Origin of the sequence: uncultured Sphingomonas sp., assembly GCF_913774285.1 — a bacterium.
Taxonomy (GTDB): Bacteria; Pseudomonadota; Alphaproteobacteria; order Sphingomonadales; family Sphingomonadaceae; genus Sphingomonas.
Window position 1 is genome coordinate 44,599 of record NZ_CAJYHX010000004.1, and the last position, 20,923, is coordinate 65,521.

The following is a 20,923-nucleotide window of genomic DNA, read 5'->3' on the forward strand; positions in this document are numbered from 1 at the left end:
GCAGGATCGGTGCGCGATGCTGCGCTTGCTGATCCTCTCCGCTGCGCTCGCCATGGCGGGCGACGTCCGGCCGCCGCAGCGGGTGACGATCGCGCCCGCCGCGTCGGAGGCGGGGGAGCGGTTCCCGGTCCATATCGGCGGGCGGGTCGAGACCGGCCCAACGGGGTATCGCCACCAATGGCCGGGCATCTATTTCGAAGCGGCCTTCCGCGGTCCTCGCGTAGTGCTGCGCTTCGACGATGCGATCAACGAATGGCGCGCGAGCATCGACGGCGCCCCGCCGGTGACGATCGATCGCCCGGGCAAGGCCGATGTGGCAATCGACGGTCTCACGCCCAGCCCGCATCGCATCCGGCTTGACAAGGTCACCGAAAGCGCCGCGCCGGCGCGCTTCGGTGGCTTCTTCGTCGCTCCCGGAGGCAGCCTGCCCGCGCCACCGCCGCGCCGTCGGCAGATCGAGTTCATCGGCGATTCCTCGATGGCGGGCTATGGCGCGCGGGCCGATCGCATCGACTGCACCCAGGCACAGGTCCGCGCCACCACCGATACGCCGGACGCCTTCGCCGCGCTTGCTGCGCAGCATTTCGGCGCTGACTATCAGGTGAATGCGATCTCCGGTCGCGGGCTAATCCGCAATTTCGGCGGCACCGCGCCGCAAGGCACGATGGAGCAGCTGTGGCCGCGCCGCCTGCCGGCCGAGCCTGCCCTCTATGACGACCCGCGCTGGCAGCCCCAGATCGTGATACTCAAGCTGCAGGCCGATTTCGTCGGCTTCCGCCCGGATGCGCGCTGGCCGACGCTGGGCGCGCTCGTCGCCGACTATGCCGAGCATTACGGCCGGTTTCTCGCCCGGCTGCACGGCCGCTATCCGCGCGCGGCGTTCCTCCTCTGGTGGTTCGACACCAGCGCTGCGCCGCCCGAGCAGGTCGCGATGCTCCGCACCGCCGAAACCCGGATCAGCACCGCAGCCCGGGCCGCGGGTGCGCGCGACGTCTTGTTCCTGCCCTTCCCGGCCAGACAGTTCCGCGCCACCGCCTGCCACGGCCATTATGGTCTCGAAGCGCAGCGGCAGATCGCCGACTGGCTGGTGCGCGAAATCGATGCGCACCCAGGCTTCTGGGACCGGCGCTAGCCCAGGCTCAGTGCCCGCGGCACGCCATCGCGTCGAGGATGTCGTCGATCCGCGCCGGGTCGCCCGCCGCGATCACCTCGCCGTTGCTGCCGGCATGGAGCGGATCGCCCTGCCAGTCGCACATCCGCCCGCCTGCGCCTTCGATCACCGGCACCAGCGCGGCGAAGTCGTGCAGCTTGAGCCCCGCCTCGACGACGATGTCGAGCCAGCCGCTCGCCACACAGCCATAATTGTAGCAGTCGCCGCCCAGCACCGTGCTCATCACCTGCGCATCGAGATGCTCGAAGGCGTGGAGCTGGCCGTCGTCGAACAGCGCGGGCGAGGTGGTGCCGAGGATCGCCTGGTCGAGCTCGCGGCAGATGCGGGTGGTGGCGGGCTTGCCGTTGAACAGCGTCTGGCGGCCGGTCACGCCCAGCCAGCGCTCGTTGATGATCGGCTGGTCGATCACCCCCAGCACCGGCCAGCCATTGTCGACCAGGGCGATCAGCGTGCCGAACACCGGCCGGCCGGCGATGAAGGCGCGGGTGCCGTCGATCGGGTCGAGCACCCATTGCCGACCGCTGGTGCCTTCGCGGGCGCCGAATTCCTCGCCGATGATGCCGTCCATCGGCCGCTCCGCGATCAGCAGCTTGCGCATCGCTTCCTCGCCCGCCCGATCGGCGAGCGTGACCGGCGACTGGTCCTCCTTCGCCTCGACGCCATGTTCGGCACGGAAATAGGGGCGGATTGCAGCGCCGGCGGCGTCGGCGAGGCGAGCGGCGAGCGCGATGTCGGTTTCGGAAACGGCCATGCCCCAGCCCTACCGGGCCGAATTTGACTCGCCAAGGTCACAAACGCCTGCCACTTCGCGGAATATGCGTGGTATCGCCGCCCTTCCCCTGCTCGGCCTCTGCTTTGTCGCTGTGCCTGCGCTGGCGCAGGTCCGCGCGGTGCCCGCCCAGCCCGCCTCGGAACAGGCCGCGCTGCGCGGCGTCGAGGTGTTCCTGGTCAACGAGGGCGAGGCGCCGATCGCCGATGCCGGCCCGCGCCAGATCGAGATCACCGCCGCCGACGGTACCCGGCTGATGCTGGAGCGCACCCCCGGCCCCACCCCGACGATTGCCGCCCACGGCTTCGCCAAGGCGCGCTACGTGCCGGTGGGCGTTGCCGGGCTAGCGGTGCCGCCCGCTGCGCAGCACAAGCCGGCCGAGATGCCGGAACAGGAGACCGTGGTGCAGAGCTCGACGGGCAGCTCCAGCGGTCTGCTCGCCCGGTTCGAGCCGCACGAGCCGATCTACGGTGTCGCCGGGCTCGACGACGCCGGGGCCAAGCTGCAGTTCAGCTTCGCGCTGCGGCCCTTCGCCGAGGATGCGCCGCTCCAGCTCGGCAATCTCCGCTTCGCCTATACCCAGACGATGTTCTGGGCGCTGAACGAGCCTTCGGGTCCGTTCCGCTCGACCAACTACAGCCCCGAACTCTATGCCGATGTTCCCGTCGACGAGACGACGCGGGTAGCCCTCGGCTGGCGGCACGATTCGAACGGGCGCGGCGTCACCGACTCGGTCGACCTCAACCGCATCTTCGTGCGCGGCGAGAAGAGCTTCGACCTGGGCGGCGACTGGCGGATCGACGTCGCGCCGCAAGCCTGGTTCTATGTCGGCAGCAGCGGCACCTTCCACGACATGAAGGACTATTACGGCTATACCGCGCTCTCCGCGTCGATCGCGCAGAAGGACGGGATCAAGCTCGCCCTCACCGCGCGCGGCAATGTGAAGACCGGGCATGGCGCGGCCGAAGCGTTCGTCTCCTATCCGCTGCGCCGGTTAGGCGGGGGCCTGGGCATCTACCTCTTCGGACAGGCATTCACCGGCTATGGCGAGGCGCTAGACCGGTACAACGTCAACGACACGCACGCGCGGATCGGCATCGCCTTCACCCGCTAGCCGCGGCGCGCGGCGTGGCGTAGACACGAGACCAACCAGATCAGGGAGATCGATATGCGCCTGAAGCTCGCCCTTGCCGCCCTTGCCCTGCCCTTCGCCATGATGCCGGCGAATGCGTCGCTCACCACCGGGGCCAAGGCGCCCGTGTTCACCGCCAAGGGTGCGGTGGCCGGCAAGCCGATCACCGTCGACCTCAAGGCCGCGCTCAAGAAGGGCCCGGTCGTGCTCTACTTCTTCCCGGCCGCCTTCACCTCGGGCTGCAATGCCGAGGCGCATGCCTTTGCCGAGGCGCTGCCCGACTTCACCAAGGCGGGCGCCACCGTGATCGGCATGACCGCGGGCAATGTCGACCAGCTCGAGCAGTTCAGCAGCCAATATTGCGCCGGCAAGTTCGCCGTCGCCGCCGCAACGCCCGAGGTGGCTGCAGGCTATGACGTCGCCGCTAAAAAGCCCGACGGCACCGTTGCCAAGTTCACCAGCCGCACCAGCTACGTGATCGCGCCCGACGGCAAGGTGCTGTTCGTCCATTCGGATCCGAACCCCGCCGATCATATCCGACTCACCCTCGCCGCGGTGGAAAAGTATCGCGCGACTCACCGCAACTGAGGCGCAGCCGCGCCACTTTCTACGCGCCGATCCCGGGGCCATTAAGCCTCCGGATCGGCGCAGATCCGCCGCACGATGACACCGGGCGCCTGGATCGCTGCGATAATGCGCTGTCTGCCGCCCCACCTGGTCGGCCCTCGCGTTCACGATAAATCGAGCGGCAACCAGATATTAGCACTCTACGCTTATTCCTTGTGCGCAACATAGCGGCCGTCATGCCGTGATTTGCACGGGGGTTAGGAGCGTATGCGCATCGCGCGTGCCGTTCGTTCAGAGATGGAGGGAGACGAAGGCCGGGCGCTTTTCGAGCGTATCGGCGCGTTCCTTCTCGATCAGCGGCTGGCACCAACGCCGACCAACTATACTTTCGTCCACCGGCTGTTCACCGAACCCGAGGACGCGCTGGCCCGCGCCGTCGAACTGATCACGGAGCGCGGCGTACGGATCACCCCGCGCGACATCCAGACGCTCACCGCCGACCATGGTCCCGAGGAGCCGCAGGACTGCCACATCGATCTCAAGGCGCGCGCCGAAGGACTGGTCGCGCGCACCCAGATGCAGGTCGAAGGCTTTGCCGACATGGTGACGGCGATGCGCGCCGAAACCGCCGATTTCGGCCGCGACCTGGCGGCGAGCGCCGAGGCGATGTCGACCGGCAACGACACGCCGCAGGCCACCGACGATGTCGTCCGGATCACCGCCGCTATGCTCGACCGCATCCGCGTCGCCGAAGAGAAGCTGGAAAGCACCACGCGCGAAGCCAATGACCTGCGCGAAAAGCTGGAAGAGGCGCGCGACAATGCCCGCCGCGATCCGCTGACCCAGTTGCCCAATCGCCGCGCGTTCGAGGAAGCCTTCGCCGCGCAGGAAGCGAGCGGCGGCAGCATGTGCATCGCGGTGTGCGACATCGATCATTTCAAGTCGGTCAACGATCGCTTCGGTCACGCGGTGGGGGACCGCGTGCTGCGCGTGATCGCCGACGCACTGAGCCTGAGCTGTCGCGGGCATCTCGTCACTCGCTATGGCGGCGAGGAGTTCGCGATCCTGTTCACCAACGTGCCGCTGGAACAGGCGCGCGCGGTGCTCGAACATGCCCGCGGCACCGTGCAGACCAAGCGCTACAAGCTGCGCGACAATGACGCGCCGCTCGGCGAAATCACCTTCTCGGCCGGGCTCACGCCGGTGGAGCCGGGCGAGATGCACCAGACCGCGTTCCACCGCGCCGATCGCCTGCTGTACCTGGCCAAGCACGAAGGCCGCAATCAGGTGAAGACCGGCAGCGCCAGCTATAGCGAATTTCGCCGCTGATTGGCAGATTTCGCCGATCCACTTGGTGCAAAATGCCTCGTCTGGAGAAGCGATTGCAGCTGAACCTCGCATTTACAGCCACTTAGCGAAGTTGGCACGCTCCCTGCAAAACTGCTGGCATCGGCCGCCGGATGGTCCGCCAGCCGAACATCAGGGAGTATCTACCATGACCGCTCGTCTCGTCTCGCTGCACCAGACCGTTGCCGTCAGCGCCGCCGTGCTGCTCACTGCCGCGCTCGTCCTGTTCTCCACCCCCGTGATCCCGGTCGCATGATCGCGCTCGCCCCCATGGAGAAGATCAGCATGTTCCGCAGCTTTCTCATCGGCGTCGCGTCCTTCGGCATCACTACCGTGATGATCCTCGGCAGCGGCCTGCAGGGCTCCAGCCTCCTCGGCTGACCCTGCCGGCCGCCCCGGCGGCCCCTTTTTCCTGGAACTTGGGCACCATGCGCCCGGTTCTTTCGGCACCCTCCCGAAGACCCAGGAGCCGTGCCGATGTCCGAAACCCCTGTAATCGATCGAGTCCGCGAGGATGCGCTCCCCGGTGAGGAGCGCTCCCTCGATCCCAAGCCGCAGTGGCAGCCGCGCTATCGCGGATCGGATCGCCTGAAGGACAAGGTGGCCATCGTCACCGGCGCCGACAGCGGGATCGGCCGCGCGGTCGCCGCGCTCTACGCCCGCGAAGGCGCAGACGTCGCCATCGTCTATCTGAACGAGCATCAGGATGCCGAGGACACCGCAGAGGCGGTCCGCGCCGAAGGTCGCCGCGCGATTACCATTGCTGGCGACGTAGGCGACAAGGCGTTCTGCGAAGAAGCCGTCCAGAAGGTGATCGCCGAGTTCGGCCGTATCGACATCCTCGTCAACAATGCCGGTGAGCAGCATCCCGACAAGGACATCACCGACATCACCGAGCAGCAGCTCCGCCGGACCTTCCAGACCAACATCTTCGGCATGTTCTTCATGATGCAGGCGGCCTCGCCGCACCTCAAAGAAGGCGCCGCGATCGTCAACTGCACCTCGGTGACGATGTACCAGGGCGAGCCCGAGCTGCTCGACTATAGTTCCACCAAGGGCGCGATCACCGCCTTCACCCGCAGCCTGTCGATGAACCTGATCGAGAAGGGCATCCGCGTGAACGCAGTCGCGCCGGGCCCGATCTGGACGCCGCTCAATCCGAGCGGCGGCGCAAGCCCCGAGAAGCTGGAGCATTTCGGCAAGGACGTGCCGATGGGTCGCCCGGGCCAACCCAACGAAGTCGCCCCCGCCTTCCTGTTCCTCGCCTGCGAGGATTCGAGCTACATGTCGGGCCAGGTGCTCCACCCGAACGGCGGCACCGTCGTCAACGGCTGAACGCGCGCCGCGCCGGTCTCAGACCGGCGCGGTCTCGCCGACCAATCCGGTGGGCGCCTCCTCGCCGCGCGAATACACGCCGGTGAGCAGCCCGGCGGCGAGCACATGCCCCGCCATCGCCTTCACCAGCGCGCTGCGCCCAGGATTGTCCCCGATCTCGCAACCGCCGCCGAGCGCGAACAGCTGGAAGGCATAATTGTGCGGCCCATGGCCGGTCGGCGGATCGGGCGGCAACCAGCCCTCGCCGAGATAGCTGTTGCGGCCGACATCCCTGCCCTCGGCATCACCCGCACCGTCCGCCCGGATCGCACCTTCCTTGAGGTCGCCATCGACCGGCAGCCCCCAGACGACGGCATGCACCAGCGGCTGCGGCGCAGGCGCATCCGGATCCTCGACGATCAGCGCGAGGCATTCGGTGCCTTCGGGCACGCCCGTCCAGAACAAGGGCGGCGAGACGCCCTCGCCATCGGCGGTGAAGCGTTCGGGCAGGCGGCCCCCGTTCGCGAAAGCCGGGCTGGCGAGGTGGAGCACCTCGAAGCTGCCGAGTTCGGGCTGGACGATCGCCAGCTTGTTGGCGCCGGCGCGCAGGCCCTTCAGCGCGCTTCCCAGCCAATGCGGTACATGTTCGAGCATCGCGGACTCTCTCCCGTTTGGCAGCCAAACGCGCCGGGCCCCGCGATTATCCCGCGTTAGAGGTCCAGCTTCTCGTAATCGGCCGGCGGCGTGATTCCCTCCATCCGCTCGGCGAGCAGCTGGCGGAAGCTCGGGCGGCTCTTCATCCCGATATACCAGCGCTTGGCGAGCTCGTGGCTCTTCCAGTCGATGCCGCCCAGATAATCGGCGACCGAAATCTGCGCCGCCGCGGTGATGTCGGCAAGGCTCATCGTCGCACCCGCCAGCCAGGTGCGGTGATCGAGCAGATAGTCGATGTAATCGAGATGGCCGACCGCGGCCTTCATCGCGTCGCGCAGCACCTTGGCATCGGGCGGCTGGCGATAGACGATGCGTTTGATCATCCGCTCGTGTAGCAGCGGCGCGGTGATATCACTGTAGAAGTTGTTGTCGAACCACACCACCAGCCTGCGAATCTCGGCGCGGTCCACCGCCGAGCCGTTGAGCAGCGCGTTCTTGCTCACCGTCTCCTCGAAGAACTCGCAGATCACGGTGGAGTCGATCAGCGTCACATGGCGCTCGGCGTCGATCATCACCGGGGTCTGGCCGGTGGGGTTGAGGTCGAGAAACTCGTCGCGGCGCTGCCAGGGCGATTCGCGCACCGGCTCATAGGCGATGCCCTTCTCGCCCAGCAGGAGCCGGACCTTGCGCGAAAAGGGACAGAGCGGAAATTGAAGGAGCTGCCACATGGGGAAAGCCATAAGCAGCGGAAATGGGACGGGGAAGACTCGTTGTAGCGCGGGCAGCAATTCTATATTTTGAGAAGCATTCTAGAACGGAGCCGCACCATGGCGCTCAGCATCAAGGACGAAGAAACCGACCGGCTGGTGCGCCGCTACGCCCGCGCCAAGGGGGTGAGCTATACTACCGCGATCAAGCTGGCGGTGAGCGATGCCCTGCGCCGCAGTGGCGAGCCGGTCGCCGATCCGGATGTGGAGCAGCGCCTCGCCGACTATCGCGCGGTGGCGCGAGAGGTGCGCCAGGCCTATGCCGCGATGCCGACGCTCGATCCGCGTGATCCGGACGCGATGCTGTACGACAAGGACGGCCTGCCCAAGTGATCGCGATCGATATCTCGGCGCTGATGGCCATCTTGCAGGACGAAGCCGAAGCCGAGACATTCCTCCGCGCCATCGCCACGCCGGATCGCGTGCTTCTCGGCGCGCCGACCGCGTTCGAGTTCCGGCTGGTGGTGCTGCGGCAGAAAGGGCCGAGCTTCCTGCCGTCCGCCGAACGGCTGCTGCGATTGCCGACGATCGAGACCGTGCCCTGGACCGAAGACCATGGACGCATCGCGATCGAGGCGCTGGCCCGCTTCGGCGGCCGCCCCGCCCGGCTCAACTATGGCAACTGCATCGCCTATGCGGTGGCGGCACTTGCGGACTGCCCGCTGCTCTTCAAGGGCGACGACTTCCGCCACACGGACGTGGTCGCCGCCCTCGATTGAGCCTTACTCCGCCGCCACCGCCTCGACGGTGTCGTTGAGCGGATGCGGCAGCCGGGTGAGCATTTCCTTCGGCACCACCTGCCAGAACTTGCCCACCTCACGATCCCAGTCCTCCAGCAGGCCCTTCGACCATTTGCTGTCGGTCTCCTCGGCGTGCGCCTCGACCAGCGACCGGAGCCTGGCTTCCCAGTGGCTGGAGGCCAGCCGGTTCCAGGTGATGTTCTCCGGGTTGGCGTGGCGCTCGAAGCTGCCGTCCACGTCATAGACGAACGCCATGCCGCCGGTCATGCCCGCGCCGAAGTTCATGCCGACACGGCCCAGCACCACCGCGGTGCCGCCGGTCATGTATTCGCAGCCGTTCGCGCCGCAGCCTTCGACCACCACATCGGCGCCCGAGTTGCGCACCGCGAAGCGCTCGCCCGCCTGGCCCGCAGCGAACAGCCGGCCCGACGTCGCGCCGTACAGCACGGTGTTGCCGATGATCGTGTTGTTCCACGATTCGATCGGCGAGCTGACCAGCGGTCGCACGACGATCACGCCGCCCGACAGGCCCTTGCCGACATAGTCGTTCGCGTCGCCGAACACTTCGAGCGTGATGCCCTTGCACAGGAACGCGCCGAGCGACTGGCCCGCCGAGCCGCGCAGGCGCACATGGACGTGCCCGTCGGCAAGCGTCGACATGCCGAACTTGTTCGTGACTTCCGACGAGAGTCGCGTGCCCACCGCGCGGTGCGTATTCCGGACCGAATAGGTGAGCTGCATCTTCTCGCCGCGCGCGAATACGGGCGCGGCATCCTTGATCATCTGCGCATCGAGGCTGTCCGGCACGTCGTTGCGGAACGTGCTCAGGCTGAAGCGCCGCTCGGCGTCGTCCGCATCCACCTTGGCGAGGATCGGGTTGAGGTCGAGATCGTCGAGATGCTCGGCGCCGCGGCTGACCTGGCGGAGCAGCTCGGTACGGCCGATCACCTCGTCCAGGCTCTTGAAGCCGAGCTTGGCGAGGATCTCGCGCACTTCCTCGGCGATGAAGGTCATCAGGTTGATGACCTTCTCGGGCGTGCCGACGAACTTGGCGCGCAGCTTCTCGTCCTGCGTGCAGACGCCCACGGGACACGTGTTCGAATGGCACTGGCGGACCATGATGCAGCCCATTGCGACCAGGCTGAGCGTGCCGATGCCGAATTCCTCGGCGCCGAGGATCGCGGCGATGACGATGTCGCGGCCCGTCTTGAGCCCGCCATCGGTACGCAGCTTGATGCGGCCCCGCAGGCCGTTGAGCGTCAGCGTCTGGTTGACCTCGGACAGGCCCATTTCCCAGGGCGTGCCGGCATATTTGATCGAGGTGAACGGCGAGGCGCCGGTGCCGCCATTATGGCCGGCGACCAGGATCACGTCGGCATGCGCCTTGGCCACGCCCGCCGCGACGGTGCCGATGCCGGCCGAGCTGACCAGCTTCACGCACACCCGCGCGCGCGGATTGATCTGCTTCAGATCGTAGATCAGCTGCGCCAGATCCTCGATCGAATAGATGTCGTGGTGCGGCGGCGGCGAAATCAGCGTCACGCCCGGCGTCGCATGGCGCAGCTTGGCGATGAACTCGGTGACCTTGAAGCCGGGCAGCTGCCCGCCCTCGCCGGGCTTGGCGCCCTGGGCCACCTTGATCTCGATCTCGTCGCAGGCGTTGAGATATTCCGCGGTCACGCCGAACCGGCCCGAGGCGACCTGCTTGATCGAGGAATTGGCGTTGTCGCCGTTCTCATACGGCGTGTAGCGCGCCGAATCCTCGCCGCCCTCGCCCGAGACGGCGCGCGCGCCGATCCGGTTCATCGCGATGGCGAGCGTTTCGTGCGCCTCGGGGCTGAGCGCGCCCAAGGACATGCCCGGGGTCACGAAGCGCTTGCGGATCTCGGTGATCGCCTCGACCTGGTCGATCGGCACGCCGGTTTCGGGGAAGTTGAACTCGAGCAGATCGCGCAGATAGACCGGCGGCAGGTCGCGCACCCCGCGCGAGAAGGCGAGATAGCTCGAATAGCTGTCGTTGGATACCGCGGTCTGCAGCTGGTGCATCAGCTGCGCCGAATAGGCATGCGCCTCGCCGCCCGCGCGCTGGCGATAGAAGCCGCCGACCGGCAGCGTCGCCACGCCCGCGTCATAGGCCGCCTCGTGGCGCATCATCGCAGACAGGTGGAGCGAGGCATAGCCCTCGCCCGAGATCTTGGCCGGCATGCCGGGGAACAGGTCGTTCACCAGCGCACGGCTGAGCCCCACCGCCTCGAAGTTGTAGCCGCCGCGATAGGAGCTGATCACCGCGATGCCCATCTTCGACAGGATCTTGAGCAGCCCCTCGTCGATCGCCTTGCGATGGCGCTTGAGGCAGTCGGCGAGGCTGATCTCGCCGAACAGGCCGCGCGCATGCCGATCGGCGATCGCGGCTTCGGCAAGATAGGCGTTCACCGTGGTCGCGCCGACGCCGATCAGCACCGCATAATAATGCGTGTCGAGGCACTCGGCGGTGCGGACGTTGACGCTGGCATAGGAGCGCAGGCCCCGGCGGACGAGGTGCGTGTGCACCGCCGCCGCCGCCAGCACGCCGGCGATCGCAGCCTTATCCGGCCCGCTATGCTCGTCGGTGAGGAACAGCTCGGTGCAGCCGGCGCGGACCGCCTGCTCGGCCTCGTGGCGGATGCGCTTGATCGCGAGCTTCAGCGATTCGGGATCGCCGTCCGCTGCAAACGTGCAGTCGATCTCGGCCGCGCTCGATCCGAAATGCGCGCGCAGGCGGTGCCAGTCGGCATTGGTGAGCACTGGGCTCTCCAGCACCAGCACCGGGCTCCCCGCGCCCTCGGTATCGAGGATGTTGGCGAGATTGCCGAACCGCGTCTTGAGCGACATCACGTAGCGCTCGCGCAACGGGTCGATCGGCGGGTTGGTGACCTGGCTGAAATTCTGCCGGAAGAACTGGCTGATCAGCCGCGACTTGTACGAGATCACCGCCAGCGGCGTGTCGTCGCCCATCGAGCCGATCGCTTCCTTGGCGGTCTCGACCATCGGCGCGAGGATCAGCTCCATGTCCTCGAGCGACTGGCCGGCGGCGACCTGGCGGCGCGACAGCTCAGCGCGGTCGTAATAGGTCTCGGCCGGTGCTTCGGGCAGGTCGTCGATCGACAGGAAGCCCTGCACCATCGAGGCATAGTCGGCCTCGCCGGCGATCTGGTCCTTGATCGCGCGGTCGTGGAGCAGCTTGCCCTCATCGAGGTCCACCGCGATCATCTCGCCCGGCCCGAGCCGGCCCTTGGCGACGACGTTCGCCTCGGGCACCGGCACCATGCCGGTCTCCGAGCCGACGATCAGCAGCCCGTCCGAGGTCTGGGTATAGCGCAAGGGGCGGAGTGCGTTGCGGTCCATACCGGCGACCGCCCAGCGGCCGTCGGTCATCGCAAGTGCAGCGGGGCCGTCCCAAGGTTCCATGACCGACGCGAGATACTGGTACATCGCGGCGTGCGACGCCGGAGTATCCTCGTCCTGCTGCCAGGCCTCGGGCACGAGCATCAGCTTGGCGGTGGGCGCGTCGCGGCCCGAGCGGCAGATCGCCTCGAACACCGCGTCGAGCGCGGCCGTGTCCGACGCGCCGGCCGGGATCACCGGCTTGATGTCCTCGCTCTGCTCGCCGAACGCGATGCTCGCCATCTTGATCTCGTGGCTGCGCATCCAGTTCTGGTTGCCGCGGATCGTGTTGATCTCGCCGTTATGCGCCAGGCAGCGGAACGGCTGGGCCAGCCACCATTGCGGGAAGGTATTGGTGGAATAACGCTGGTGGAAGATCGCGACGCGGCTCTCGAAGCGCGAATCCTTAAGGTCCGGATAGAAGTCGGACAGTGATTCGGCCAGGAACAGCCCCTTGTAGATGATCGAGCGGCACGACAGCGAGCAGATGTAGAAGCCGCCGACCTGGGCCGCGATCACCCGCTTTTCGATGCGGCGGCGGATCAGGTAGAGCTGGCGCTCGAACTCAGCGGCATCCATCGCATCGGGCATCGGGCCCGCGATCATGATCTGCTCGATCTCGGGGCGCGTCGCCTGCGCCTTCATGCCGATGACCGACACGTCCACCGGCACCTGGCGCCAGCCATAGATGGTGTAGCCCGCCTCGATGATCTCGCTCTCGACGATCGTGCGGCAGGTCTCCTGCGCGCCGAGATCGGTGCGCGGCAGGAAGATCATGCCAACCGCGAGCCGGTTCGGCAGCACGCGGTGCCCGCTGCCGACGATCTGCTCGTCGAAGAAGCGCAGCGGCAGGTCCACATGGATACCGGCGCCGTCGCCGGTCTTGCCGTCGGCATCCACGGCGCCGCGGTGCCACACCGCCTTCAGCGCATCGATCGCCGACTGGACGACGCGGCGTGACGACTGGCCGTCAGTGGCCGCGACCATGCCCACGCCGCAGGCATCGCCTTCATATTCGGGGCGGTACATGCCCTCGCGGGCGAGGCGTTCGCGCTCGGCGGCCAGCTTGATGTCGTCCATGGTCTTCCTCGATCTTCGTTCGCGCGTCCTCGGGGGGATGCGGTGCTTACTTCTTGGCGGGCTGCTCGGCCTTGGGTCCGAGCAGCTTCAGGATCTTCTCGCGCTGCTCGGGCGTCAGATCCTCGGGCTTGCGCGGCGGCGGCAGGTCCTTGGTGCCGGCTTGGGCGGCCTGCACCAGCGCCGGCATCTGCTGCATGATCTGAGGCATCGCTTCCGCCATGGCTTGGGTCATGTCCGGGCCCATCATCAGCTCCATCGAGCTGCGCGCATAATGGCTTCCCGCCGGCGTCGCGAAGAAGCGCTGGAGGTCCTGCAGCTCGGGCAGCGTATATTCGCGGGCGTACGCCCGGGCGAGCGCGACGCGCACCTTGGGCTCGAGCGTGGACATCAGCTTGCCCATCTCGCCCATCATCGAGCGCATCATCCGCTGCTGGCGTTCCTTCCAATAGGGATCGTAAATCTCCATCAGCTCACGCAGCGTGGTCTGGCCGAGCGCGGCGACGTCCTGCTCGCTCATCCCGCCCATCTGCGCGAAGTCGCGCATCGGGATCTCCGCGGCGGAGCCGACCATCGATTCCATCATGCGGTTGAAATTCTCGCCCATCATCCGCTGGTACATGCCCTGCGGGATCAGCTTGTCGGCCAGCTCGCGCGCGACCGCGAGGCGTGCGGGATCGGGCGCGGCAGTCGGCGGTGCCGAGGCGACGGGCTGGGTCTGCGCCAATGCGGGCGTGGCGACAAGCGCGAGCGCTAGGCCGGCAAGAACCGGACGCATCACTTCGCCTTCGCCAAGAACTCGGCCTCGGCCGCCGATCGTGCCGCGGCCAGCGCCGGACCATTCGCCTTGCTGAGCTGGGCGCCCCATGCCCTGCTGACTTCTGTGACCTTGGCGTTCACCAGTGGCATCTTCTTCGCTGCCGAACTTTGGCCGAAGGCCGTGATCGCAGGATAGTCTTCGGCAGTCAGATTGGCCACGGCCGCCTGGACCGCGATCTTCTGTCCTTCCTCGGCGCTGGTTGCGCCCTTTTCCCCGAGGGCGGCATTTGCGCGTGCCCGCATCTTCACGCCTGTGGGGCTTTCGAAGAAGGTGATGGTATCGACGATCTCTTGCGGCTCGAGCTCGTCGCGCACCACCTGCGCCAGCTGCTCCCGCAGGCTGGGCAGGTCGGCAGTCGCCAGCCGGGCCACTGCCTGCGAAACGCGATCGGCGACGAATTCCTGCATGCCGGGATGCGCTTCATAGCGTGCCTTGGCCTCGGCGTTCGCGGCCAGTCCCGCCGCGAATGCCGGGCGGAAGCCGGCGCCGATCAGCGTCGGGATCTGCGCCTCGGGAATGAGCAGGCTCGCCAGCTTCAGCGCGTCCCCCGCCTGAGGGGCGTGCGTCTCCGGGGAAGGCTGCGCGAGGGCGATGCCCGGCGAGGCGAGCGCCATCAGCAGCGCGGCAGCGAGCGCCTTCATGCCAGGCTCGCCGCACGCGCGGCCGCGACGGGTGCCTTGGTGTGCGCCTTCATCCACGCATGCATGTGCGCGGCCACATCGCGGCCGTCGCGGATCGCCCAGACGACCAGGCTCGCGCCGCGGACGATGTCGCCGGCGGCGAACACGCCGTCCATGCTGGTCATCATCGTCTTGCCGTCGGTGCGCAGCGTGCCCCAGCGGGTGACGCCCAGTTCCTCGGCGCCGAACAGCTTGGGCAGGTCCTCGGGCTCGAAGCCCAGCGCCTTGATGACGAGGTCGGCCGGCATCTGCAGCGCACCGCCCGGATCGACTTCGGGCGCGCGGCGGCCCGAGGCGTCGGGCGCGCCGAGGCGCATCCTGGAGGCGCGCACGCCGCTCACCTGCTCGGTGCCTTCGAAGGCTTCCGGCGCGGACAGCCAGACGAATTCGACGCCTTCCTCCTCGGCATTGGCGACCTCGCGCTGCGAGCCCGGCATGTTCGCCCGGTCGCGGCGATAGAGGCACTTCACCGAAGCCGCGCCCTGGCGGATCGCGGTGCGCACGCAGTCCATCGCCGTATCGCCGCCGCCGACCACCACGACATGCTTGCCCAGCGCGTTGAGGCTGCCATCGTCATAGGCCGGCACCGCGTCGCCGAAATTCTTCCGGTTCGACGCGGTCAGATAGTCGAGCGCGTCGACCACGCCCTTGGTGCCGACGCCCGGCGCCTTGATCGCCCGCGCCTTGTAGACGCCGGTGGCGATCAGGATCGAATCGTGGCGCTGGCGGAGCGCGCCCAGCGTCGCGTCGCGGCCGACCTCGAAATTGCGGTGGAAGACGATGCCCGCCTTCTCGAGCCGGTCGACGCGGCGCATCACCACGTCCTTCTCCAGCTTGAAGCCGGGGATGCCATAGGTGAGCAGCCCGCCCGAGCGATCGTAGCGATCGTAGACGTGCACGGCATAGCCATAGCCGCGCAGATATTCGGCGGCGGCAAGGCCGGCGGGCCCCGCGCCGATGATTCCGACCGACTGGCCCCGGTCGCGCCCGACCTGCACCGGCTCCACCCAGCCCTCGGCCCAGGCGGTATCGGTGATGAACTTCTCGACCGAGCCGATCGTAACCGACCCATGGCCGGAGAATTCGATCACGCAATTGCCTTCGCACAGCCGGTCCTGCGGGCAGATGCGGCCGCAGATCTCGGGCATGGTCGAGGTGCTGTTGGAGAGCTGGTACGCCTCCTGCAGCCGCCCCTCGGCGGTCAGGCGCAGCCAGTCCGGAATATGGTTATGGAGCGGGCAGTGCACCGAACAATAGGGCACGCCGCACTGGCTGCAGCGGCCTGCCTGCGATTCCGCATCGGGCACCGCATAGCGTTCCGCGATCTCGCGAAAGTCTTCCGCACGCAGCTCGGCGGGGCGCTTTGCCGGGTACGCCTGCGGGCGCCCGACGAATTTGAGCATGGGATCGTCAGCCATGCCGCTCCCCTACAGGAGAGCAGCAGAGCAATAAAGACAGCAATACTTACCTATATGGGTTCATAACCGGTATTTTAGCCGTCGAGGCACAAAAATCCGCACCGCAAAGGTCCGTATCGGCCTTATCGCATGGATAGCCAAATCAGCGCGGCCGTTCCCGCAACAATACGATAGAGCGCGAAGGGCATGAAGCCATGCTTGCTCACGATCCCCACGAACCACTTGATCACCGCCAGCGCGACGACGAACGCGACGACGAATCCGACGCCGATCTCGCCCCAGCCCACGCCGCTCGTCGCCAGCATCTCGCGATTCTTAAGCAGCTCGAGCGCGGTGGCGCCGAGCATCGTCGGGATGGCGAGGAAGAAGCTGAACTCCGCCGCCGTCCGCCGCTCGACGCCCAGCGACAAGGCGCCCATGATCGTCGCGCCCGAGCGGCTGACGCCGGGCACCATCGCCAGGCACTGGACGAAGCCGATGCCGAGCACGCGCACCACCGGGATCTCGGCAATACCGTGGATCGTCGCGGACTTGACCAGCCGCTCGATGACGAGGATCGCGACGCCGCCGACGATCAGCGCCCAGGCAACCACCTTGGGCGCGCCGAGCAGCGCCTCGATATGCTTGTGGAGCGCGAGGCCGATCACCGCCGCGGGGATGAACGCGATCAGCAGGTTGCGCACGAAGCGCAGCGAGACGGGATTGAGCTTGAGCAGCCCGTCGAGCACCGCCCAGAAGGTGCGCCAATAGAGCACCACCACCGCTAGGATCGCGCCCAGCTGGATGACGACGTTGAACATCGCCCAGCGCGCCGAATCATAGCCCATCAGCTCGCTGGCGAGGATCAGGTGCCCGGTCGAGGAGACCGGCAGGAATTCGGTAACGCCTTCGACGATGCCGAGCAGGATCGCCACCAGCAGCGTGGTCATGGAAAGGCTCCTTCAAGGGGTCGCGCCGGGCGACCCCCTGCAAGGCGCCGCCCGGCAGGGGGAATGGATCAGGCGGTCGCGCGGAAGCGGCTGAAGCGGCCCGCCTGGCGGAAGCGCACCAGCCAGCTCGGCGCCACCGTCGCCATCGGCGTCGGCTGCACGCCCAGCGCGGCGAGGCCCTCGGCACCGGCCGGCACGACATTGTCGGCCTGCAGCATCGCAAACTGGTCGCGCGTGATCGGCGTGCCGGGCAGCGACGCAATCAGGCCTGCCAGCGAATCGGGCAGTTCGACGAAGTGCGGCTTGCGGCCGATCGCACCGGCGATCCAGTGGAGCAGCGCCGACATGCTCAGCACGTCCGGGCCGCCCAGCGTATAGGTCTTGCCGCCGTGGGCCGCCGGGTCAGCGAGCGCCGCCGTCACCGCCTGCGCGACGTCGGCCACGAACACCGGCTGGAACTTGGTCTCGCCGCGCACGACGGGGACGATGTTCAGCGGCGCGCCCGCGATCATGCCGGCGAAGCGGTTCACGAACGCATCCTCGCGCCCGAAGACGATCGAGGGGCGCAGGATCGTCGCACCGGGGAAGGCGGCGAGCACGGCCTGCTCACCCGCCGCCTTGCTGCGGCCATAGCCGGAGGGCGAGTTCGCGTCGGCACCGATCGCCGAGATGTGCACCAGCGCCCCGGCGCCAGCCGCCTTCGCCGCTTCGGCGACGTTGCGCGCGCCCTGGACATGGACCTTGTCGAAATCGCCGGCGAGGATGCCGACGAAGTTCACCACCGCATCGCTGCCCTGCAGCGCGCGGGCGAGCGTCTCGGGCTTGGTGATGTCGCCGACGACGAGCTGGGTCTGGCCCAGATTGCCCTGGGTCTTGAGGAACCAGGCGTCGCGGGGCTTGCGCTCGACGACGCGGACGCGCGCGCCGGCGGCGAGCAGCTCCTGCGCCACGTAGCGGCCGAGGAAGCCCCCACCGCCGATCAGGGTTACCAGCCTGTCCTTCATCTTCCGCCTCTTTGCCTCGCAAACGTGCGGCCCCAATGCCGTGTGGACGGCTAAACGGCAAGCGCGACGCGAAGTCCAATATTTTTCACAAAAAGTGTTTGACACCCCCCGCGAACCTCCACTAGAGGCGCCGGCCTACCCCGTGCCCAGATGGCGGAATTGGTAGACGCACCAGCTTCAGGTGCTGGCGATCGCAAGGTCGTGGAGGTTCGAGTCCTCTTCTGGGCACCATTTTCCCCCGCTGGGGGGCGAAGGCCAAAATCCAGATCTACCAACGACGTAGCGCCGCAGTCTTGCGACTGGCGGCCCTTCGTCGCGTCCGGTGTAAATGCGCAAGGCCCCCGCACCGTTGGGTGCGAGGGCCGGAGCGAGGCTCAGCGGCTCGGCGACGGGCTGGGCACCGGTGCCGGGGGCGGCGGGACCGCCGCACCGGTGATCGGCGCAGCGCCTGCCGGGGGCGGCGGAGCTACCGCGCCTGGGGGCGGCGGCGGGGGCACCGCGCCAGGCGCAGGCGGCACTGCGCCCGGCGGAGGAGGCGGCGGCGCGCCGGCACCCGGGGGCGGCGGCGGGGCGCCCGGACCACCCGGCGGCGGGGGCGGCGGCGGGCCGTGCGGGCCACCCGGCGGGGGCGGCGGGGCGCCTACCGCCTGCACATTGCCCTGCCCGTCGACGATGTAGGACGCGTGCAACTGGCCGTCGAGATAGCGCCCCTGCACCGTCAGCGCCGCGCCGGACTCGACGTCGGCAGCACCCCGACCCGTATCCACCAGCGTCCGTCCCGAACCATCCTGCAGCACGAAGCGATCGCCATAGGTCTCGGCGACGCGGCCCTTCACGGTCACGATGCCGCTGCTCTGGGCAAGCTTCGCAACCGCGGTCGGCACGGTCGGCGCCATTTCCACGCTGGGGCGGGTGAGCTGCACCGCACCTGCGCCGCCCGCGGCACCCAGTGCCAGCAGCGCCGCGGCCGCCACGGCAAGGCGATTGCGCGGCAGCGTGTTCTTCCAGTCGGTCATTTCATCAACTCCTCTTGGGTGTTCGATGGCGCCGGTCTAGCGAGTCGTATCCGACCCCCGCTGAACCTCGCGGTTCAGTTTGGGTTTAAGCCGCGGAGCTAGGCGAAACGCATGCGGATCCTGCTGGTAGAAGACGACCCCGATCTCGGCCCCGCCATCGCGCGGGCGCTGCGGGCGGAGCATTGCGCGGTCGATCTCGCCGCCGACGGCATCGACGCGCAGCATCTCGGCGAAACCGAGGCCTATGACGCGGCGGTGCTCGATCTGGGGCTGCCGGGCAGGACCGGCGCCGAGATCCTCGCCGCATGGCGCGCGAACGGGCGCGCGCTGCCCGTGCTGGTGCTCACCGCGCGCGAGGCCTGGGCGGACAAGGTGACCGCGTTCAAGGCCGGTGCCGACGACTATATGACCAAACCGTTCCGCGTCGAGGAGCTGATGATGCGGCTGCGCGCGCTGGTCCGCCGCGCCGCCGGCCATGCCCAGACCCGCATCGCCTGCGGCCCGCTCGCCTTCGAGAGCCAGACCGGGCAGTTCGAGCTGGACGGGCTGCCGCTCAAGCTCACCGCGTTCGAGTGGCGGGTGCTGTCGCAGCTGATCCTGCGCCGCGAGGTGGTCATCGAACGGCTCGAGCTGCTCGAGCGCGTCTATGAAGGCGATGCCGATGTCGATTCGAACAGCCTCGAGGTGATCATCGGCCGACTGCGCCGCAAGATCGGCGCCGAGCGGATCGAGACGGTGCGCGGGCGCGGCTATCGGCTGACCTGCGGCGAGCAGCCGGCATGACGCGCGCGTCCTTGCGCACGCGGATGATGCTGCTGTCGGCGCTTGCGACGCTCGTCGCACTGGGGCTCGCCGGCTGGATCATGGCGGGCGTGCTGGACCGGGTGGTGACCGGCGGGGTCGACCGGCGGCTCGATGCGCAGCTTGCGGTGCTGGCCAGCGCCGTCCGAAAGGACGGCAGCGTCGATCGAACGTGGCTGGCCGCGCGGCAGGGCGCGCTCGCCGCCGGGCCGGGCTGGCGCTGGCGGATCGAAGGTCCGCGCGATACGCTGGGCAGCGCCGATTTTCCGACACTGCGGCCGCCCTTCCCGGGTCCGCCCGGCGCGGCGGCGGCTGCACAGCCGCCTGCTCCGCTCGATGGTACCGATGGCAAGGGCCGCGTGCATGCCCGCCGCCTCATGCTGGAGAGCAGCGCGGGCACGGTGACGCTGACCGCAGTGGCACCCGGCCGCGTGCTCGGCCGTCCGATTCGCGAGGCACTGCTACCGCTCGCCAGCGTGATCGTCGCCCTGGCGCTGATCTTCGCGCTGGCGGCCTGGGTGCAGCTGCGCTTTGCCTTGCGGCCGCTGGCGGCTTTAGTCGCGCAGATCGGCGCCATCCGGCGGGGCGAGCGCCGCTCGGTGGACGAGGCGCAGCCGGCGGAACTGCAGCCGCTTGCAAGCGAACTCAATGCGCTCGCCGCGGCCAATGCCGCCACGCTGGCGGCCGCACGGCAATCGGCGGCGAACCTGGCCCATGCCCTGAAGACACCCGTGGCAACGCTGGCGCTCACGATTGCACCCGACTCCCCGGAAGCCGCGCAGGTCCGACGAATCGAAGGCGTGATCCGCCACACCCTTGCGCGGGCGCGCGCCGCCGCGGTGAACCGGCGGGCGAGCACCGCGATTGCGCCCGTCGCGAGCGATGTGGCGGGCGTGCTCGGCACGCTGTATCCGGTGATCGGCGTGCGACTGGAAATCGCGCCCGACGCCCGCATCGGGATCGACACGCACGATCTCGCCGAAATCCTGGGCAACCTGCTCGACAATGCCGCGCGCCACGCCCGCAAGACCGTTCTTGCAGCCGCCGCTGCCGAAGCGCCGGATCGCATGGTCCTCACGATCGACGATGACGGCCCCGGCATTCCGCCCGAGCGCCGGGAGCAGGTGTTGCAGCCGGGCGTGCGGCTCGACGAAGGCCCGGCAGGCGACGGGTTCGGACTCGCGATCGTCCGCGATCTGGTGGCGCTGTACGGCGGCACGATGGCGCTGGAGCAGAGCCCGCTCGGCGGCTTGCGCGTGCGGCTGACCTGCCCGGACGGTACGACGACGTAGCG

20 protein-coding genes and 1 tRNA gene are annotated in these 20,923 nt (G+C 68.2%); 11 read left to right on the forward strand and 10 right to left on the reverse strand.

Annotation, left to right across the window (positions count from 1 at the left end; genetic code table 11):
* Nucleotides 1-16 precede the first annotated feature (16 nt).
* The gene (locus QZ670_RS01385; protein WP_294250958.1) at nucleotides 17-1,132 is read left to right on the forward strand and encodes a GDSL-type esterase/lipase family protein; all 1,116 of its coding nucleotides are present in this window, start codon (nucleotides 17-19) and stop codon (nucleotides 1,130-1,132) included.
* A 7-nt stretch (nucleotides 1,133-1,139) separates the two neighbouring features.
* On the opposite strand, the gene hisN is transcribed toward QZ670_RS01385, so the two are convergent.
* Complete coding sequence (hisN, locus tag QZ670_RS01390) at nucleotides 1,140-1,922, reverse strand: histidinol-phosphatase (protein WP_294250960.1); 783 nt, start codon at nucleotides 1,920-1,922, stop codon at nucleotides 1,140-1,142.
* 64 nt (nucleotides 1,923-1,986) lie between these two features.
* On the opposite strand from hisN, the gene QZ670_RS01395 reads away from it, so the two are divergent.
* The 5 genes from QZ670_RS01395 (at nucleotide 1,987) to QZ670_RS01415 (ending at nucleotide 6,321) form a co-directional block, all read left to right on the forward strand.
* Complete coding sequence (locus tag QZ670_RS01395) at nucleotides 1,987-3,054, forward strand: phospholipase A (protein WP_294250963.1); 1,068 nt, start codon at nucleotides 1,987-1,989, stop codon at nucleotides 3,052-3,054.
* Nucleotides 3,055-3,108: 54 nt separating this feature from the next.
* Nucleotides 3,109-3,660 carry a redoxin domain-containing protein gene (locus tag QZ670_RS01400; RefSeq protein WP_294250966.1) on the forward strand — a complete coding sequence of 184 codons (552 nt, stop codon included), beginning with the start codon at nucleotides 3,109-3,111 and terminating at the stop codon, nucleotides 3,658-3,660.
* Nucleotides 3,661-3,906: 246 nt separating this feature from the next.
* Nucleotides 3,907-4,968, forward strand: coding sequence for a GGDEF domain-containing protein (locus QZ670_RS01405; protein ID WP_294250969.1), 1,062 nt, complete (start codon nucleotides 3,907-3,909; stop codon nucleotides 4,966-4,968).
* A gap of 270 nt (nucleotides 4,969-5,238) precedes the next feature.
* The gene (locus QZ670_RS01410; protein WP_294250972.1) at nucleotides 5,239-5,367 is read left to right on the forward strand and encodes a hypothetical protein; all 129 of its coding nucleotides are present in this window, start codon (nucleotides 5,239-5,241) and stop codon (nucleotides 5,365-5,367) included.
* Nucleotides 5,368-5,463: 96 nt separating this feature from the next.
* Complete coding sequence (locus QZ670_RS01415) at nucleotides 5,464-6,321, forward strand: SDR family oxidoreductase (protein WP_294250975.1); 858 nt, start codon at nucleotides 5,464-5,466, stop codon at nucleotides 6,319-6,321.
* Nucleotides 6,322-6,339: 18 nt separating this feature from the next.
* Here QZ670_RS01415 and QZ670_RS01420 read toward each other — a convergent pair whose 3' ends face one another.
* Together QZ670_RS01420 and QZ670_RS01425 are read right to left on the reverse strand one after the other, a co-directional pair.
* Complete coding sequence (locus QZ670_RS01420; protein WP_294250978.1) at nucleotides 6,340-6,954, reverse strand: YbhB/YbcL family Raf kinase inhibitor-like protein; 615 nt, start codon at nucleotides 6,952-6,954, stop codon at nucleotides 6,340-6,342.
* Between the two features lie 56 nt (nucleotides 6,955-7,010).
* Nucleotides 7,011-7,682: a glutathione S-transferase family protein gene (locus QZ670_RS01425; RefSeq protein ID WP_264607241.1), complete on the reverse strand. Its 672-nt coding sequence runs from the start codon at nucleotides 7,680-7,682 to the stop codon at nucleotides 7,011-7,013.
* 99 nt (nucleotides 7,683-7,781) lie between these two features.
* Between QZ670_RS01425 and QZ670_RS01430 the strand changes: the two genes are divergently transcribed.
* Both QZ670_RS01430 and QZ670_RS01435 read left to right on the forward strand, forming a co-directional pair.
* Nucleotides 7,782-8,054, forward strand: a complete 273-nt coding sequence (locus tag QZ670_RS01430; RefSeq protein WP_294250988.1) for a type II toxin-antitoxin system VapB family antitoxin — start codon at nucleotides 7,782-7,784, stop codon at nucleotides 8,052-8,054.
* Nucleotides 8,051-8,440 (forward strand): type II toxin-antitoxin system VapC family toxin, encoded by a 390-nt coding sequence (locus QZ670_RS01435; RefSeq protein WP_294250991.1) that lies wholly within the window; start codon nucleotides 8,051-8,053, stop codon nucleotides 8,438-8,440. Before QZ670_RS01430 ends, QZ670_RS01435 begins: the two co-directional genes overlap by 4 nt.
* Before the next feature lie 3 nt (nucleotides 8,441-8,443).
* Here QZ670_RS01435 and gltB read toward each other — a convergent pair whose 3' ends face one another.
* From gltB to QZ670_RS01465, 6 genes are all read right to left on the reverse strand, one after another.
* Complete coding sequence (gene gltB / locus QZ670_RS01440) at nucleotides 8,444-12,964, reverse strand: glutamate synthase large subunit (protein ID WP_294250994.1); 4,521 nt, start codon at nucleotides 12,962-12,964, stop codon at nucleotides 8,444-8,446.
* Between the two features lie 46 nt (nucleotides 12,965-13,010).
* The gene (locus QZ670_RS01445) at nucleotides 13,011-13,739 is read right to left on the reverse strand and encodes a DUF2059 domain-containing protein (protein ID WP_294250997.1); all 729 of its coding nucleotides are present in this window, start codon (nucleotides 13,737-13,739) and stop codon (nucleotides 13,011-13,013) included.
* Entirely contained in the window at nucleotides 13,739-14,422 is a 684-nt protein-coding gene (locus QZ670_RS01450) for a DUF2059 domain-containing protein (RefSeq protein WP_294251000.1), read from the reverse strand. The genes QZ670_RS01445 and QZ670_RS01450 overlap by 1 nt, the downstream gene beginning before the upstream one ends.
* On the reverse strand, nucleotides 14,419-15,879 hold the full coding sequence (locus tag QZ670_RS01455; RefSeq protein WP_294251003.1) for an NAD(P)-dependent oxidoreductase: 1,461 nt from the start codon (nucleotides 15,877-15,879) through the stop codon (nucleotides 14,419-14,421). Before QZ670_RS01455 ends, QZ670_RS01450 begins: the two co-directional genes overlap by 4 nt.
* A 122-nt stretch (nucleotides 15,880-16,001) precedes the next feature.
* Nucleotides 16,002-16,808, reverse strand: a complete 807-nt coding sequence (locus QZ670_RS01460; RefSeq protein ID WP_294251006.1) for an undecaprenyl-diphosphate phosphatase — start codon at nucleotides 16,806-16,808, stop codon at nucleotides 16,002-16,004.
* Between the two features lie 68 nt (nucleotides 16,809-16,876).
* Nucleotides 16,877-17,812 (reverse strand): complex I NDUFA9 subunit family protein, encoded by a 936-nt coding sequence (locus QZ670_RS01465; protein WP_294251011.1) that lies wholly within the window; start codon nucleotides 17,810-17,812, stop codon nucleotides 16,877-16,879.
* A 144-nt stretch (nucleotides 17,813-17,956) separates the two neighbouring features.
* On the opposite strand from QZ670_RS01465, the gene QZ670_RS01470 reads away from it, so the two are divergent.
* Nucleotides 17,957-18,043: transfer RNA gene (locus tag QZ670_RS01470), tRNA-Leu, on the forward strand.
* A gap of 143 nt (nucleotides 18,044-18,186) precedes the next feature.
* Here the strand turns inward: QZ670_RS01470 and QZ670_RS01475 are convergent.
* Entirely contained in the window at nucleotides 18,187-18,828 is a 642-nt protein-coding gene (locus QZ670_RS01475; RefSeq protein WP_294251014.1) for a hypothetical protein, read from the reverse strand.
* A gap of 111 nt (nucleotides 18,829-18,939) precedes the next feature.
* Here QZ670_RS01475 and QZ670_RS01480 point away from each other — a divergent pair, with 111 nt between their 5' ends.
* A complete protein-coding gene (locus QZ670_RS01480; protein WP_294251017.1) occupies nucleotides 18,940-19,611 on the forward strand; it encodes a response regulator transcription factor in 672 nt (223 codons plus the stop codon).
* Entirely contained in the window at nucleotides 19,608-20,921 is a 1,314-nt protein-coding gene (locus QZ670_RS01485; protein ID WP_294251019.1) for a sensor histidine kinase, read from the forward strand. The genes QZ670_RS01480 and QZ670_RS01485 overlap by 4 nt, the downstream gene beginning before the upstream one ends.
* Nucleotides 20,922-20,923 lie beyond the last annotated feature (2 nt).